Raw genomic sequence first — 16,378 nt, 5'->3', positions numbered from 1 at the left:
CATTGTTTGGTGTGTTGCGTCGGGAATCAAAACAACCATTGGTAATACATGCCCAGATACAGGCTCGTGTCGCCACGATCGGTGTTGCCGCGCTGGGCGTAGATCGACATCCGGTCGCCGCCGAAGACGCTGCCGCCGACGCCAAGCAGCCAGCCGTACTCGATGCCGCTGAGCGTCTGGTAGCCAACCGTCATCAGCCCGTACGGATTCCAGCTGCGACGCGGCATCGTCGCGGCCTCGATGTCGTAGCCCAGGCCCAGCGTGGTGCGCTGGAAATGCTCGGGTAACAGCGTGCCGGCACTGATGTTCTGGCCCGGTGCAAAGTCTTCCGGTGTGTGCAGCACGACATCGCGCGCATTGGTCCACATGGTTTGCGACATCAGCTCGGCCGAGATCAGCCCGGCAAAGCGCCAGCTGATATTGGCGAGCAGCTCCCGCTTGTCGCCGAGCCGGGTGCCGTCCTGCAGTGCGTAACGGGCCAGATTGGCGCGCAGTTGTGCCGAAAGATTGTTGCGCAGCCGGTAGCCGGCGCCGAAGGAGAGCCGATCCTGGCGGCCGAGCAGCGTCAGCCCGACGGTGTCGTCGGTCGGTTCGTTGAGTGCCGCCTCGGCCAGCCAGTCGATGCCGCCGATGCGGTCGGCCCAGTGCAGCATGGCGCCAGTGTTGTCTTCCCATGCTCGCCGCTGCAGCAACGAGATCGACCAGCGTGCATCGCCGGCATTGCTTTCCGCTCCGCCGATGTCGGACAGCGTCAGCACCAGCAGCCCGTTGTTCTGGCGATAGCCGCTGGGCGAATAGGTATAGGGCGTTTCGGCGAGCTGCATGGTCACTCGCAACGTCGGCGTCAGCGCAAGCCGTGTGCCGACGATGGTGCGCGTGCCCTTGAGCGTATCCTGCAGCAGCCGGTCGACCTGCACGGTGATACGGTTTGGCCTGTCCATGATCAGCTCGGTTTCGAGCGCCAGATGCAGGCCATCGTTGTCGGGCGCGCCTTCGGCGGAGGCGTGCGCCAGCGAACTTGTCAGCGATTTCTGTCCGGCAGCCTTCGCCAGCAGTGTTGCGTCGGCGGGTTGGGTGGCGATGCCGTCGCGTTCGAGGGCCTGTGCAATGGCGGCTTCGTCGCCACGCAGCAGGGCGCTTTGCCGAAGCAGATAATGAGGATCGGCTAGCTTGCGGGCATGTCGGCGCCAGTACCAGTAGCGCGCGCGGGCATCGTCATCGCGGCTGGCCAGCCAGGTGTAGGCGAGTTCGTCGACCGCCGCGTCCTGGCGGCTGGCGGGCGCTTGGGCGAGCAGCGCGGCAAACAGCGTGCGCTCGGCGGCATCCGGCCGTTCGAACATCAGTGTCGTGCGCAACGCGGCCAGCAGGGTGTCGAGATTGCCCTCGGGTCTGGCCGGACGGCGTTGCAGGGCATGACGGCGAATCCGCCATGCCAGATCGGGGTTGCCGGCCTGTTCGGTCAGGTCGGCGTAGTTCAGCAGCCAGACGAAATCGTTCTCGCGCCCCGGCAGCAAGCGGCGCTGCCATGCCAGCGCCTGATTGATTTTCCCCAGCGCTTGCCAACCGGCTGCGACTGCTTCGGCCAGCACCGGATCATTTGCCGCGGCGGGTTCCAGTCGGGGCAGCAGGCCAGCCAGCGCATTGGCATCGGCTTGCTCGATCAGCAGCCAGACCAGACCCACGTGCGCGCTGGCCAGTGCCGGGTTGAGCGCCAGCGCTGCGTTGTAATCGGCGCGTGCCGCCGCGAACTGCTTGCCTTGCTGGCTGTAACGAGCCCGGAGGAGCAGAAAATCGGTATCCGTTCCCAGTTTTTTGCGCTGGGCGGCGGTCAATCCGGCCAGCCGCAGCCGGATCGCTTCGCGATCGTCCCGGTCCAGATCAATCGCCAGGATCTGGTTCAGATAACGTGGATCGTTGAAGCGCAGCCATGCGGTTTCGGCCACGGCCCGGCGTGCGGTGACATCGTTCTCGGGCAGCAGAGCCAGCAGCCGGCTGGCATCGACCGCTTGCCATTGCGCCGCGCCCGGAAGGTGCTGGTAAGCCTGGCGTGCGACATCATCGTGCTGTAGTTGCCATGCCAGATCGCCGAGCAGGCGCCAGTAGTCGCCGTCGGCATCGGTGGCGACGCTGCGGGCGTCGGCCAATGCACGATAAGCACCTTCGACATCGCCACGGCTGTAACGCAGTGCGGCGAGCGTTCTGGCCCAGCTCACCCGCTGGCCGAAACGGGCCAGCAGCGTTTGGTAGTTGCCGATCGCGCCGGCATCATCGCCGCTGCGTTGGCGCAAAAGGGCGGCGCGTTCGAGCAGGCCAGGCTCGGGACGGGTTTGAAACTGCGCCTCAAGAAAGCGGATGCCGGCTTCGGGACGCGCCAAGCGCTCGTACAGCGAGCTCAGTTGATCAAGCTCGGGCCCGGACAGCGGGCGCCGGCGCGCTTCGCGCTCCTTGGCCAGCAACAGCGCTTCATCGTCGAGCAGGCCGGGAGCGAGGCGAAAAATGGCTTGCCAGGCATCCTGATCATCGGCACGGGTTGCCAGCTTGCGCCACGCGGTCAGCGCCTCCTGCGGATGGCCGCTCCATTCGGCCACCTGCGCATAGCGCTTGAGCCAGCCCTTGTCGTCGGGCAGGGCCTTCAGCGCTGCGGTGGCAACGGCGAGGGCATCGTCGAGCTTGCGGTTGGCAACGAAGACATCGAATGCCAGCTGGAAGGATTCGGCGTCGAACGCGGCATTGGGGGCGGTACTGACCCGTACCGGCGTCATGCCTCGCCAGGCCGCCGGCGGCAGGGCGCCGGGGGCGGTCAGCAGTAGCCTTGCCGCTTGGGCATCCAGCCAGGCCATCCGCACCAGTCGTCTGGCGTATTTGTCGGCGGCGTTGCTGTCGCCGGCGGCGCGCGCCAACCGCGTGAGCGTGAGCAGCACGTCGCGATCCCCCAGCAGCTCGGCGCCGTGGGTATCGGCCGCCGCCAGCGCTTCGGCGAGCAGATTGCCCGATCGCAACGCGGCTACGCCGGCCAGAAAAAAGCGTTTGCGGTTGTCCGGCGACCGGCTTGCCGCCTGTGCGGCGAAATAGCTTGTTGCCGCATCGCGATAACGACTGTGGGCGAGGGCGAAGCGGGCCGCCGACTCATGCCAGTACGGCGCACGCGCCTGATCCTGTACGGCCAGCCTCTGGTACAGGGCCGGTAGCCGCTCCGGTGCATAGCGGCGCAGCTTGTCAATCAGCCCGTCGGTTTCGCCCGGCTGCGCGTCCTCGGCGATTTGGCCCAGCAGGATGCGCAGCTGCGCCAGATTGGTATCGCGCATCGGCCCCGGCGGGAGTGCTGTGGTGCGGGCTTCGGCAATGGCGAGATGTTTTTGCCGGCTTTCACGTCGGTGCTCAAGGGCGCTGCTGCGTTCCCAGGCGGGCAGCAGGGCCTCGGCATCGCTATAGCGCTGCTGCAGCATATAGCCGTCAAACAGGGCCCGGCGCACCTGATCGTCCTGAGGATGTGTTTGTAGCAGTGCGCGCAAATAGTCGACCGATACCGCATCGTTGCCGCGCCTTGCGGCAAGCTTGCCCAGCGCCGAGTCGTTGGTGCGCAACAGATAGAGGCCGCCCGCCGTGACCGCGATCAGCACGATCATCGCCCAGGGGGCGACGAGGCGTGCGCGCGCTGGCGGCTCAACGGCAGCTGATATCGATCTGGGCGGCATGGCGGCTCAGGGAATAGCGTTGCAGGGTAGCCTCGTTTCGCGGGCTGAGGACGACATCGTCGGCACGCACGCTGCAACGCGCGGCGTTGGCCAAGGCGAAGGTCAGCGGGCGGGTGGAATCAAGGGTAAAGCTGAGCTTGTCCGGCCCGGCTTGCCACTTTTTCAGTACGCCGCTGGCATCGGCGAGATAGGGCTGGGTGGGCGCGCTGGCTTGCAGTGCGAGATAAGCGTTGTCGTCCGCCAGGTGCACGTAACGCTCGTTGCCGTGCTCGCTGAAGCCGGCGATGTTGCGGCTGGCGGCAAGGTCGGGGTAGCCGAGTTCCGCCGGAATCCGCACCGTGCGTAGCGCGCCGGCGTGAATGGCAAAGCCTTTGTCGTCGCGTGCGATGGTGGCGGAAAAAAATGCGTTGGCGCGTTCGATATATTGCGAGGCGTATAGCGGATTGATCGGCTGGCGCAATGTCCAGGCAATCACTTGCTGCACGGCATCAAGCGAGGCGCGCTTGGATGCGGCGTAGAAATGCAGATAGACGTTGATCGGCTTGAAGCGCCGTACCCCGTCGGTGAGCTCAAAGGTTTCGAGCACGCGGCGGTAGCCATAGAACGGCCCGGTCCAGTCATTGGTGTAAACGTTTTCGTTCTGGTTTGGCGCAAAGATCTGCAGCTCGCCACCAAAGGGCAGGCCGACCGGTGCAATGGCCGTCATTGAGGGCAGGCGCTTGGTGATGACAGTATCCCCACCATTCATATTGAGCACACCGGCCTGGCGGGTCTGCGCTACGGCATCGGGCATGGGCTTGCAGTCACCGGTCCAGAGGAACACCTTGGTCCGCTTGCCTGGTGGCGCGAGCCGGTGGTTGGTGTAATCGATCGAGCCGGCGATTTCGCGCTTCAGGTCGAAGGTATAGCCGGGTATTTCAAGGTGGTAGTTACCGCTGGTGTCGTCGGCCGGATCGGTGCCGGCCTTGGCCCATTCGAATGGGTGCGAGTAGGAATGGCTGGCGATTTCGACATTCGGCAACGCAAAAATCTGCCGGGCAATGGCCTCGGCTGCAGCCGAATCCTTTGGGTGCAAGCCACTCGGGCTGATTTCGCCCTCGATCACTGACACGGTCGCCGGTAGTCCGTATTTTTTCAGCACTTCCTTGAGCATCACTTCGCCCGCGAATGCTCGGCCCGGCATTTCGGCTCGCGATACGAAGCCATCGCCGTCCAGATGCATCAGGAATACCCGGCGGCCATTTTCGGTGGTGACATCGGCAATGGGCCCGGGCGGCAAGCGTAGTGCACGCTGGAAGAAGGTCACCGGATCCAGTTGCCAGCGATTGCTGTGATCGGGCATCTCGCTGCGGAAATACGGATCGAGCGCGTAGCCGCCCCAAGGCGTAATTGCCGCGGCATCGAAGCGTCGGCCATTGGCGTCGGCCAGGCTGAGCAGCGGCTCTCCCTGCTTGAGGGTGAGCCCACGAAAGCCGTCACGCTGGGGGCGCGGGGCAATCTCGAAGCCGTAAAGCGGCGATTGCGCCACGATCTTGCGCGCCGGTACTTCGGGCTTGCCATCGTCGATCAGCCCCAGGCGCCGGGCCCATTCACCGCGGGTTTCAACGCCAAGGCCGGCAAAAGTGACCCAAGGCAAGCCATCGTCGATGGCCCGGCGCAGCCAGCCTTGCGCGGCGGCAGGGAGCATCACGCCATCCAGCCAGCTGACGATACCGGCATAACGGCCAGTCAAGGCGCCGCCAGGCAGGGGGCCGTGTATATCGACGAATTCCGGCGTCAGTCCGAGGTAGTTGAGCGGTGTCAGCAGCGCCAGCAGATCGGAGCGCATCGGTGTCGGGAAGCGCTGGCCGTCGTAGAGAAACAGTACTTTGCGCGGCTCGACCTCGCGCAGGCCAACGCCGAGCGTGTTGAGGTAGGGATCGGTAACCCAGGGAATGAAACCGTCTTTACGAATCTGCCCGGCAACACGACGTGCCTCGGTGCGTTGGCCCGGCGCCACGTAGTCGATGGCAATCACCGGCAGTCGGTAATCGTTGACGATGGGCTTGAGCTGCTGCTTCAGCCAGCTTCGATCCGCTTCGCTCACGCTGCGGTACTGCTTCCTGGCTTCGTTCCAGCCCTGATACAGCGATTCGAAGGCCACGGCGCTCAGGTCGCCATGGATGCGCGGCATGACCTCGAAGCCCCGGTTGGCGATCAGGCGGATGTCGGGGTGGCGGGCCTTGATGGCCTTGATGACCCGAACCAGTCCGTCGGCCTGCGCTTGCTGCGCTGCCGGCCCCTTGGCAAGGTCGACCCAGGAGTCGAGCGTATCGAGAAACAGGCCACGATAGCCCTGCTGCCAGAGTGGCGTGACCATCTTGTCGACAACGAATTTTGGCCAGTCGGCCTGGCTCTGATCGACGATGACGCCGCCCCAGGCGGCATTCTTGCCGAGTACCCAGTTAGCGGGCAGTGCCTTGGCATAGGGTCGGTCGGCGCTGATTTCGCCGAGGCTGACATAGGCAAACCAGTGTGTTGCGCCGCGGCCCGGAGGCGTCGGCAGCTTGCTGGGTTCGACGACCACCCAGTCAAAGGTGGCGAGGGCGTCAAGTGGCGGCGCATCGCCGTAGTAGAAGGCGACGCTGGGCTGAAGCGGCGCGGCGCAGCTGACTGCAGACAGCAGCCAACCGAGAAACACGGCTAGCCACTGACGAGGGTTGCAGCTGACACGATAGGTGCAGGAAGGACGAAGCATGGCACCTTGAACGCGGGTAATTTATAAAATTGTCGCTATTCATAAGACTGGGCTTGTTGGACATCGCTGCCCATTTGCCATGCTGAAGCTAAGCAAACCTTCCTTTGCATTACAAGGTGAGACAGTAAATATTGTTACATCTTGTAATCTATCTCCTGCTTTATTTGCCGCTTACCTCGATGATGCGAAGGCTATCTGCGCCGTTGATACCGCCACGCTGAGAGCCGAAAGTCAGCGCAACCCGGTCTCGCGGTGCAACGACCTTGGCTTGCAGCAACGCCAGTTGTGCATGCGCCAGTTGCGCTTCGCGATCCTGACCGACTGCTGCGGGGATCAGCATCGGCTGCACATGGCGATATAGCGCCAGCTTGCGGTAGGTATCCAGCTCAAGCGTGAACGTGTAGATCGGGATGTGGTTGTTGTAACGCGACAGCCACAGCGCCGAGGTGCCCGAATGGGTCAGCGCGACAATCGCTTTCAGCGGCAGGTGGCGACTGGCATAGAGCGCGGCCATCGCGACGGTCTGGTCGACGCGGTCGAACTGCGTTGCGCTGTTCAGCTCGCTGTCGACGCGGCATTCGCCCGAACGCTCGGCCTCGATGCAGGTGCGCACCATCGCCTCGACCGCCTCGACCGGATACTTGCCGGCGGCCGATTCGGCCGACAGCATCACCGCGTCGGTGCCGTCGAGCACCGCGTTGGCGCAGTCGGACACTTCGGCACGGGTCGGCACCGGGCTGGAGATCATCGATTCCATCATCTGCGTCGCGGTGATCGTCAGCTTGCGCTTGGCACGGGCGCGCTTGATCATCATTTTCTGCAGCGCCGGCACCGTGGCGTCGCCGACTTCAACCGCCAGATCGCCCCGCGCGACCATGATGCCGTCGGAGGCGTCGAGGATTTCGTCGAGGTTGGTGATGGCTTCGGTGCGTTCGATCTTGGCGATCAGCCCGCCGGTGCCGCCGGCGGCGCGCAGCAGCGTGCGCGCCATGTACATGTCGGCGGCGCTCTTCGGGAAGGACACCGCGATGTAGTCGGCCTTCAGTGCGGCGGCGGTCTTGATGTCTTCCATGTCCTTGGCGGTCAGCGCCGGCGCGGTCAGGCCGCCGCCCTTGCGGTTGATGCCCTTGTTGTTCGACAAGGTGCCGCCGACCAAGACGGTGGTGTAGACCTCGGTGCCGCGCACTTCGAGCACTTCGAGCTGGATCTTGCCGTCGTCGAGCAAGAGGATGGCGCCGGTTTCGACGTCGTTGGGCAGTTCCTTGTAATCCAGACCCACGCGCTCCTGGTTGCCCAGCTCGCAGGCGGCGTCGAGGATGAAACGCCCGCCCTTCTTGAGTTCGATCTTGTTCTTCTCGAACTTGCCGACGCGAATCTTCGGGCCTTGCAGGTCGGCGAGCACGGCGACCGGCACGCCGAGGCGGTCGGCGATCGCGCGCACGGTATTGGCGCGGTCGGTGTGATCCTGGGCGGTGCCGTGCGAGAAGTTCAGGCGCACGGTGTTGACGCCGGCCTTGAGCAGTTGTTCGAGGACGGCCAGATCGGTCGAGGCGGGGCCGAGGGTGGCGACGATTTTTGTACCGCGGGGCATGGCATAACTCCTTGTCATCATCGGGCAATCGGCTCGAGCACTGCCTCTGGCGGGCGTGCATTCGGCCAGACTGCGGCAAAGGCTACCAGCGTCGCGGGCACAGTGCTTTGATCTGACATATGTGACTGTCGTTTTTGGCCCCGTGCTCATGCTGTGGCGCAGGCCATTCCAAAGAGCGCCATATGGCGATTTTGCTGACGATGCAATCCCCGTTTTTTACTCAAATCGGGTAATTATTAAGGGCGTTTGCCTGATGCTTTTTGCGGGATTACTTTGTAGGCTATAAGGGCTTTCAAATGCATCCGGTTGCTCGGTAAGTCCGTCCCGGCTCAGCGAATGCCGGTCATGGGCATTGTCGCTGTGTGCTAAAGGCCGCTGCGCAGATCATCGGCGTGGCCAGGGGACTCCCGTTATGCGAGGCGGTTGCAGTGAGCGCTTGCTCCGGATTCCCACAAACCATCTAGGCTCATCATCATGGCGCCATTCAAATTTCATTTCGCTGGCCTGACCGCGGCCGGGATCTTTTCGCTGGGTGCCATCGGCGGCCCGGCCTTGGCGCCGGCTCATGCCGCCAGCGCCGTTGCCGAACAATTCAGCCACTGGCGCAACAATGCAACGGTGACACGGCGAATCAGTTTGAGCGGCCTCGGCATTACCTCGCCGCTCATTCTCAGCGGAGACAGCCAGCGTGATCTGTACCTGCCGGTTCCGGCCGCGGTACCGATCAGGGATGCGAGCTTGCAGCTGAGCGCGAATTACCTGCGCGGCAACGGCGGCCGCACGCTGTTGCAGTTTTCGGTTGATGGTGAGCCACTGGTATCGAACCGGATTACCGAGGACCGTGGCGACGCTTCGCAGCAACTGGCGCTGACCGGGCTGGCGCGCAATAGCGGATTCGTACATTTGGGCGTGTCCTGGTCATCGGTATTGTCGGATCTTGAATGCGCCGATCAGCGGGCGCCGGGCAATATCCTGCGCATCGCGCCGACGTCGGTGCTGAGCTACAGTTTTGATCCTCGCGATATCCGCAATCTCGCCATGGCCTGGACCGCAATGCCGGTTGCGCCGGTACTGCTGGTTAGCCAGCGTTCGCTGAAAGTACCTGCGTTTGATGCCGCCTGGCGTATGGGGCTGGCGCTGGAACAGGCGGGCAAGCGGGTGACGATCAAGGCCTTGCCGGCCATTGGTGATGCGGTCGATTTGAGTGGCGTATCGGTACCGGAAGGCTTGCGCAGTGTGCCGGCCTTTGCCGCGCTGGCCAGCGGCGGTCCAGCTTACCGCTTGGGCAATGAGGCGGAACTGGGCGCGCTGATTGCCCTCGGGCAGAACGGACCGCTTGCCGCCGACGTCCTGATCCGTGATGCCGCATTCGTCGCGCGGCTGCAGGCCGCGCTGAATGCGCTGGGTCAGCAGGTGCAAGCCGCTGCGCCCGATGCGGTGCCGGTTTACGCGGACTGGTTGAAGCAGGACGCCTCGGCGCTATTGGCGCAGGGCGCGCCGACCCGGCTGGTGACGCTGGGTGGCAACCGGGTCATTGCGGTCGATGAGGCCGCCGGTGCGCAGGCGGCCAGTCTCTTTACGAGCCAGTGGCGCAGCGTAGCGCTGAGCCAGGGGGTGACTGTGCGTGCCGCTTCGGAGCCGGCACGACTGGCCAACACGGTCGCGCTGAGCCAGTTTGGCGTGATGGCCGGCACGCTGGACGTGCTGGCGCGTAGCGATCGCAGCATCGGTTTTGATCTGGGGGCGGTCGCCGCAAACGGACAGCTGCCGGCTGAAGTGGCCTTCAAGCTGGCTGCGGCGCCCAACCTGGCCGGCGAAGCGCCGGTGGCTTCGGTGTTCTTCAACGATTATCTGATCGGATCGACCAGGATGAACGCGGACGGCAAGCCACAGTGGCTGCGTGCCGATATTCCCAACCGGCTGCTGGCATCCAGAAACGAGCTCAAGATCAGCTTCCTGCGCCAGCCCTCCCGCGTGCACTGCCATGATCCGGCCACGAGCTACCCGGTCAGCATCTTGCCGGGCAGTTATATCCGTCTGGCCAAGGGCAGTTTGACGGCCGATTTCATTGGCGTTGCCGCGGCATTCGGCGCAAAGCACGAGGTGATCGTGCCGGCCGCCTGGCTTGGCGACGCACCGGCGCAGCTCAAGCGCTTGATTCGTATCGCCGATGCGGCGGGTTTCCCGCTGGCGCAAGCGCAACTGCAGGTCGTGCCGGCCGGTCAGGCGCCGCGTATCGATACTCCTTTTCTCGCACTGGATGTGCCCGTCGGCCAAGGCACCGCGCTCACTTCGGTCGACAACGGCCGCCTGATCATCAATGACGATGACAAAAAGCCGCTGCTGGATCTCGCCACGCTGAATCAGCTGGCCGTTGCCGAAGTCGCCGAAGTGAATGGCCAGATGGGGGTCGTGTACCGCAGTGTGGGCAAGGATGCACCGGTGTACCGCCAGGCGTTCCGCTTTACCCGGGGTGATGTCGCCGTGCTTGGCAACGATGGTCCTATCCTGCAAACCGGCAGCCGGCAAGGCGCCGAGCTGGACGGGGCAACTGCAAGCGGTCCCAAGGCGCTGTGGGAGAAGCTGTCGCTGACGTGGCGACTGATTCTGGGCGGCGTCGCGGTGCTGCTGATCATTGCGCTGATCAGGCGACTGCGCCGGAAAACCGTGAAACAGGGGTGATACCGCTGACGCCATACTGTCGTTACGACGGTATGGCGTTTGCTGCCGCTGCGGAGCGATCGGCCCCCGTGCCCTCGACCAGGCGGGCACGGGCAAAGAAAATGGCCAGACAGGGTGTCTGGCCATTGGTGTTTCCGTGGACCGAATGAGGATCGAACTCACGACCTCCGCATTGCGAACGCGGCGCTCTCCCAGCTGAGCTATCGGCCCAAGTGCAGAACCAGATTAGCCAAGCGCGCCGGGCCGCGTCAAGCGTGCCCGGCAGTGGTGTGGCTCAGGAAAGCTGGCCGTGGCAGTGCTTGAACTTCTTGCCCGAACCGCAAGGGCAAGCGTCGTTGCGGTTGACGCCGGCAAAGCGGATATCGCCCGCACCGGACTGGGCCGAGAGGGCCGCAATCGCCGCCTTGATCTGCTCGTCGTTGCCGCTGGCCAGCAGTGCTTCGATATCGGCGTGCTGGAACTGCAGCGCCGATTCCGGCACCGCGTGCGGCGCAACCGCGTCGACATCGGCCTGGCTGCGCACTTCGACGTTCATGATGATCTGCACCACATCGCGCTTGATCCGCGCCAGCAGCTCCGAGAACAGCTCGAACGCTTCGCGCTTGTATTCTTGCTTCGGGTTCTTCTGGGCGTAGCCGCGCAGATGGATGCCCTGACGCAGATGATCAAGGCCCGACAGGTGTTCGCGCCAGTTCTGATCCAGATGCTGCAGCAACACCGAACGTTCGAACTGGCGGAAGGTATCGCCGCCGGCTTCAATGACCTTGGCGTCGTAGGTGCTGCGGGCGAGTTCCTGTACGCGCTCCTTAACACCCGTGTCGTCGAGTTTGCTGTCGGCTTTGAGCCAGTCGCCTACCGGCGCCGACAAACCGTACTCGGTCAGCGCTTTTTCCAGCCCGCCGATATCCCACTGCTCTTCCATCGCCTGATGCGGAATGTACTGGGCGACGAGGTCGTCGAAGAAACTGTCGCGCATCGCGGCGATCGTTGCCGAAATATCGCTGGATTCGAGCAGCTCGTTGCGCTGGGTGTAGATCGCCTTGCGCTGCTCGTTCGACACATCATCGTATTCAAGCAATTGCTTGCGGATGTCGTAGTTGCGACCTTCGACCTTGCGCTGCGCCGATTCGATCGCGCGCGAGACGATGCCGGCTTCGATCGGTTCGCCTTCGGGCATCTTCAGCCGTTCCATCACCATCGCGACGCGGTCGCCGGCGAAAATGCGCAGCAACGGGTCTTCCAGGCAGAGATAGAAACGACTTGAGCCCGGGTCGCCCTGGCGGCCGGCACGGCCGCGCAGCTGGTTGTCGATCCGGCGCGATTCGTGCCGTTCGGAGCCGATGATATGCAGACCGCCAGCGGCCAGCACGGCGTCGTGACGTAGTTGCCACTCGGCCTTCAGTGCGGCGATGTTCGCTGCCTTGGTCGCCTCATCGAGTGCTTCGTCGTGTTCGATCGCCTTGATTTCGCGTTCGATATTGCCGCCGAGCACGATGTCGGTACCGCGGCCGGCCATATTCGTGGCGATGGTCACGACGCCGGCAGAACCGGCCTGGGCGACGATGTCGGCCTCACGGGCGTGTTGCTTGGCGTTGAGCACGTTATGCGGGATGCCATCCTTGGTCAGGATGCCGGCCAGCAGCTCGGATTGTTCGATCGAGGTGGTGCCGACCAGCGCCGGCTGACCGCGCGATACGCAGTCCTTGATGTCGGCGATGATGGCGTTGTGTTTTTCGTCGGCGGTCTTGTAGACCTGATCCAGACGGTCATCCCGAATCATCGGCCGGTTGGTCGGGATGATCACGGTTTCAAGACCGTAGATCTGCTGGAATTCGTAGGCTTCGGTGTCGGCCGTGCCGGTCATGCCGGAGAGCTTGCCGTACATGCGGAAGTAGTTCTGCAGCGTGATCGTCGCCAGCGTCTGGTTTTCCTGCTGGATTTCGACGCCTTCCTTGGCCTCGACGGCCTGATGCAGACCTTCGGACCAGCGGCGGCCCGACATCAGCCGACCGGTGAATTCGTCGACGATGATGATTTCGCCATCGAGTACGACGTAATGCTGGTCGAGATGGAACAGCGTATGCGCGCGCAGAGCGGCGTACAAATGATGCATCAGGCTGATGTGCGCTGCTGCGTACAGGCTGTCGCCCTCGGGCAGCAGGCCCATATCGGTGAGGATCTGCTCGACCTTTTCGTGGCCGGCTTCGGACAGCAGTACCGAATTGGCCTTTTCGTCGACCCAGAAGTCACCCTCGGATTCTTCGTCGGCTTGGCGGACCAGTTGCGGCGGCACGGTGTTCATCGCCATATACATGTCGATGCTGTCGTCGGCCGGGCCGGAAATGATCAGTGGCGTGCGCGCTTCGTCGATCAGGATCGAATCAACTTCATCGACGATGGCGTAGGCGAGCTTGCGCTGCACGCGCTCACCGGGCGAGAACACCATATTGTCGCGCAGGTAATCAAAGCCGAATTCGTTGTTGGTGCCGTAGGTGATGTCGCAGGCATAGGCCTCTTGCTTGGCATCGTGCGGCATTTGGCCGAGGTTGACGCCGCAGGACATGCCGAGGAAGTTGAACAGCTGACCCATGACGCCGGCGTCGCGTTGCGCCAGATAATCGTTGACGGTGATGACGTGAACACCCTCGCCGGTGATCGCATTCAAATAGGCCGGCAGCGTGGCAACCAGCGTCTTGCCTTCACCGGTACGCATTTCGGCGATCTTGCCCTGATGCAGCGTCAGGCCGCCGATCAGCTGCACATCGAAATGGCGCATGCCCAAGCTGCGCTTGGCGCCTTCGCGGCAGACGGCAAAGGCTTCGGGCAGCAGTGCGTCGAGCTTTTCGCCGTTCTGGTAGCGTTGCTTGAATTCTTCGGTCTTGGCCCGCAGCGCGTCATCCGACAGCGTCTGGATCTGCGGTTCGAGCGCGTTAATCTGCCTGACGATCACGCCATCCTGTTTCAACAGGCGATCGTTACGGCTACCAAAGACTTTTTTCAACAATGTGGAGATCATTTTCCTGCTACCAGCTGACCCGCTGCGAGCCTTGCGGCGCACGCGAGCGTGATTTCATTACGAGAACGGCGGACAGGTTACCCCATCCGCCGTCTGCATCGTTTAAGGCATCGCCAGATTGTGGGGACGATGCCGCAGTTTATCCATCCCTAGTTGCTGGATACGGTACTACTTGCGATTGAATTTTGGGCGTTACTGACAAAACGCAAGGGATTCTGTGCAATTTGTTTGTAGCGGATCTCAAAATGCAGATGGGGACCGGTAGAGCGGCCGGTACTGCCCAACAGTGCAACCGTTTGACCCGCTGAAACCTGCTCGCCCGGCTGCACCAGCAGGCGACTGGCATGGGCATAGCGACTGGTCAGGCCATAGCCGTGATCAAGCTCGATCATATTACCATATTGGGGATGGGCCGCCGCATAGGTGACCGTGCCGGCCGCGGCCGCATGGACAGGCGTGCCGATTGGGCCGACGAAGTCGATGCCTTCGTGGAAAGTTTGTCGCCCGGTGAACGGATCGAGCCGCCAGCCGAAGCTCGACGACTGCAGGCCGCTTTGCATTGGCGCGCGCGTAGGCAGGGTATTGCGTTCCGGCGAAGCGAGGCGAAGCTGCGCCAGCGAGAACTGGTCGAGGTAGGCATCGGCACGATCATCGCTGGCGCCCAGCAGGCGGGTGAATTCGCCGGCATCGAGCGCATGGCCTGTCCGGGCCAGACCACCGCGTGGCGCGGGCTGGTCGGTCAGAAATGGTGCAACATCAATACCGGTGCGGTTGCCCACTTGTTTGGCTAGCCCGTCGAGCCGGATCAGCTTGGCCTGCAACTCGCCCAGACGTACCGCCAGCGCGTCAATATCGGCGCGAGCCGGCTTGACCAGCGACCAGCGCGGCTCAATGCGTTCGCCGCGCGCGAGCGTGGCAATCCCGGCACCGCCGGCGAGGCCGAGGCCAAGCAAAGCGAGCAGTGATAACGCCAGCGTCACCGGCCCCAGCGAAATCGTTCTCGCGAAGCGGCTGGAAACCAGAATAATATTCATGTGTCCCCTGAAATCCGGAATGCGGTATGTCTTTGTTCGGCCACTCGGGCTTTATCGGCAAGGATCGCGAGCTGTTGCGGTTGGCAGCCAGGATCAGCGAGCTCAATCACCTGCTTGAGGCAGTCAGGCGCCATGTGCCGCCGGAACTGGCGTCATCATGTGTCTCGGTTGCCTGGGGGCCGGGTGAAACCCTGCTGGTTGGCGTGCGCTCTTCCGCCGCCGCCGCGCGCCTGCGCGTCGCGGCACCGCAGTTGCGTGACGCATTGAGTGCTGCGGGATGGCAAGCTAGCGCAATCCGTCCACGGGTGCAAGTTGCGATGCAGCAGGAAAAATCCAGAGTCAACAAGGACTTGCGCTTCTCGGCATCGGCGTGCACCGCGTTCGAGCAACTGGCCGATTCGCTTGAAGCCGGGCCGCTCAAGGATGCGGTCACGGCGCTGGTGGCGCACCAGCATCGCAGGATGGGGAAGAAGTCGTAAGGCGCCGGACTCTTTTTGCACGCAGCGGCCGTGACAAGCGCTTTCCAGCCTCGCCAGGCAAAAAAAACGGGCGCCTTGGTCGCGGCGCCCGATATAGGGAGGAGATGAGCAAAATGCGCGCCGTCGCTAGACGACCATCGCATAGGTGATGAGAGTAGCAGCGTGGCCTTGAGTTCCCTGGCGGGCGGCAATATTGTTCGTTACCGACGAATGGCCAGCGTCGCGCGCTGCCGCGCTTAACCCGCGGGTCACGGTCTGATGGCTATAATGCGCGCTCTTGCTGACCCGTATACAAGGGCATTACCGCATCATGGATATCGTTCTGTTGCTCAAATCGCTGATCATGGGCGCTGTTGAGGGGATTACCGAGTTCCTGCCGATCTCGAGTACCGGCCACCTGATTCTGACGGGCGATCTGCTCAACTTTCTTTCCAAAGACAAACGCGACGTTTACGAAATCTTTATCCAGCTCGGCGCGATGCTCGCGGTGGTGTGGGAATACCGGACCAAAATCAGCACGACGTTGAGTGGCGCGGTTCGCCCCGGCGCCGCGCGCAATCTGGCGCTGGCGGTGGTGATCGGCTTTATTCCGGCTGCGATCATCGGGCTGCTGCTCAACAAAACCATCAAGATTCATCTGTTCGCGCCGATCCCGGTGGCGACGGCGTTTATCGTTGGCGGTTTGATCATCCTCTGGGCCGAAAAACGCCAGCACAAGATCCGCATCCAGACGGTGGATGAGCTCAGTCTCAAGGATGCGCTGCTGGTGGGCCTAGCGCAGTGCCTGGCGCTGATCCCCGGCACGAGCCGTTCCGGCGCGACGATTATCGGCGGCTTGTTTCTCGGGCTGTCGCGCAAGGCCGCGACCGAGTTTTCGTTTTTTCTCGGTATCCCGACCCTGGGCGCCGCGTCGATCTACAGTCTGCTGAAATTCCGCCACGCGCTGGATAGCGCTGACATTGGCGTCTTCGCAGTCGGCTTTGTTGCCTCCTTCATTTTTGCGTTTATCGCGGTACGGGCGCTGCTACGCTTTATCTCCACGCATACCTTTATCGTTTTCGCGTGGTACCGGATTGCGTTCGGCCTATTGGTGTTGCTGACCGCGTATACCGGTATTGTCGACTGGTCGATTTGATTGACCGGA

The 16,378-nt window shown here is 63.0% G+C and carries 8 protein-coding genes and 1 tRNA gene; 3 read left to right on the top strand and 6 right to left on the bottom strand.

What is annotated here, in order from left to right:
- Nucleotides 1-26: 26 nt before the first annotated feature.
- The 3 genes from JLC71_RS12555 to pyk form a co-directional block, all read right to left on the bottom strand.
- A complete protein-coding gene (locus tag JLC71_RS12555; protein WP_200915804.1) occupies nt 27-3,695 on the bottom strand; it encodes a tetratricopeptide repeat protein in 3,669 nt (1,222 codons plus the stop codon).
- A complete protein-coding gene (locus JLC71_RS12550; RefSeq protein WP_200915803.1) occupies nt 3,664-6,432 on the bottom strand; it encodes a bifunctional glycoside hydrolase/polysaccharide deacetylase family protein in 2,769 nt (922 codons plus the stop codon). The genes JLC71_RS12555 and JLC71_RS12550 overlap by 32 nt, the downstream gene beginning before the upstream one ends.
- Before the next feature lie 160 nt (nt 6,433-6,592).
- Nucleotides 6,593-8,023 (bottom strand): pyruvate kinase, encoded by a 1,431-nt coding sequence (gene pyk, locus JLC71_RS12545; RefSeq protein WP_200915802.1) that lies wholly within the window; start codon nt 8,021-8,023, stop codon nt 6,593-6,595.
- Between the two features lie 474 nt (nt 8,024-8,497).
- Between pyk and JLC71_RS12540 the strand changes: the two genes are divergently transcribed.
- The gene (locus JLC71_RS12540; protein WP_200915801.1) at nt 8,498-10,705 is read left to right on the top strand and encodes a cellulose biosynthesis cyclic di-GMP-binding regulatory protein BcsB; all 2,208 of its coding nucleotides are present in this window, start codon (nt 8,498-8,500) and stop codon (nt 10,703-10,705) included.
- Nucleotides 10,706-10,842: 137 nt separating this feature from the next.
- Here JLC71_RS12540 and JLC71_RS12535 read toward each other — a convergent pair.
- The 3 genes from JLC71_RS12535 to JLC71_RS12525 all read right to left on the bottom strand — a co-directional run bounded on the left by JLC71_RS12535 (nt 10,843) and on the right by JLC71_RS12525 (nt 14,755).
- Nucleotides 10,843-10,915, bottom strand: a tRNA-Ala gene (locus tag JLC71_RS12535).
- A gap of 64 nt (nt 10,916-10,979) precedes the next feature.
- Nucleotides 10,980-13,721: a preprotein translocase subunit SecA gene (secA, locus tag JLC71_RS12530; protein WP_200915800.1), complete on the bottom strand. Its 2,742-nt coding sequence runs from the start codon at nt 13,719-13,721 to the stop codon at nt 10,980-10,982.
- Between the two features lie 149 nt (nt 13,722-13,870).
- Nucleotides 13,871-14,755 carry a M23 family metallopeptidase gene (locus tag JLC71_RS12525; RefSeq protein WP_200915799.1) on the bottom strand — a complete coding sequence of 295 codons (885 nt, stop codon included), beginning with the start codon at nt 14,753-14,755 and terminating at the stop codon, nt 13,871-13,873.
- A gap of 26 nt (nt 14,756-14,781) precedes the next feature.
- Here JLC71_RS12525 and JLC71_RS12520 point away from each other — a divergent pair, with 26 nt between their 5' ends.
- Both JLC71_RS12520 and JLC71_RS12515 read left to right on the top strand, forming a co-directional pair.
- The gene (locus JLC71_RS12520; protein WP_200915798.1) at nt 14,782-15,234 is read left to right on the top strand and encodes a DciA family protein; all 453 of its coding nucleotides are present in this window, start codon (nt 14,782-14,784) and stop codon (nt 15,232-15,234) included.
- Between the two features lie 310 nt (nt 15,235-15,544).
- Nucleotides 15,545-16,369, top strand: a complete 825-nt coding sequence (locus JLC71_RS12515) for an undecaprenyl-diphosphate phosphatase (RefSeq protein WP_200915797.1) — start codon at nt 15,545-15,547, stop codon at nt 16,367-16,369.
- Nucleotides 16,370-16,378 lie beyond the last annotated feature (9 nt).

This window comes from Jeongeupia sp. HS-3 (assembly GCF_015140455.1).
Lineage (GTDB): Bacteria > Pseudomonadota > Gammaproteobacteria > Burkholderiales > Chitinibacteraceae > Jeongeupia.
The sequence above is the reverse complement of the archived record's forward strand: the minus strand, read 5'-3'. Positions and strand labels throughout refer to the sequence as shown.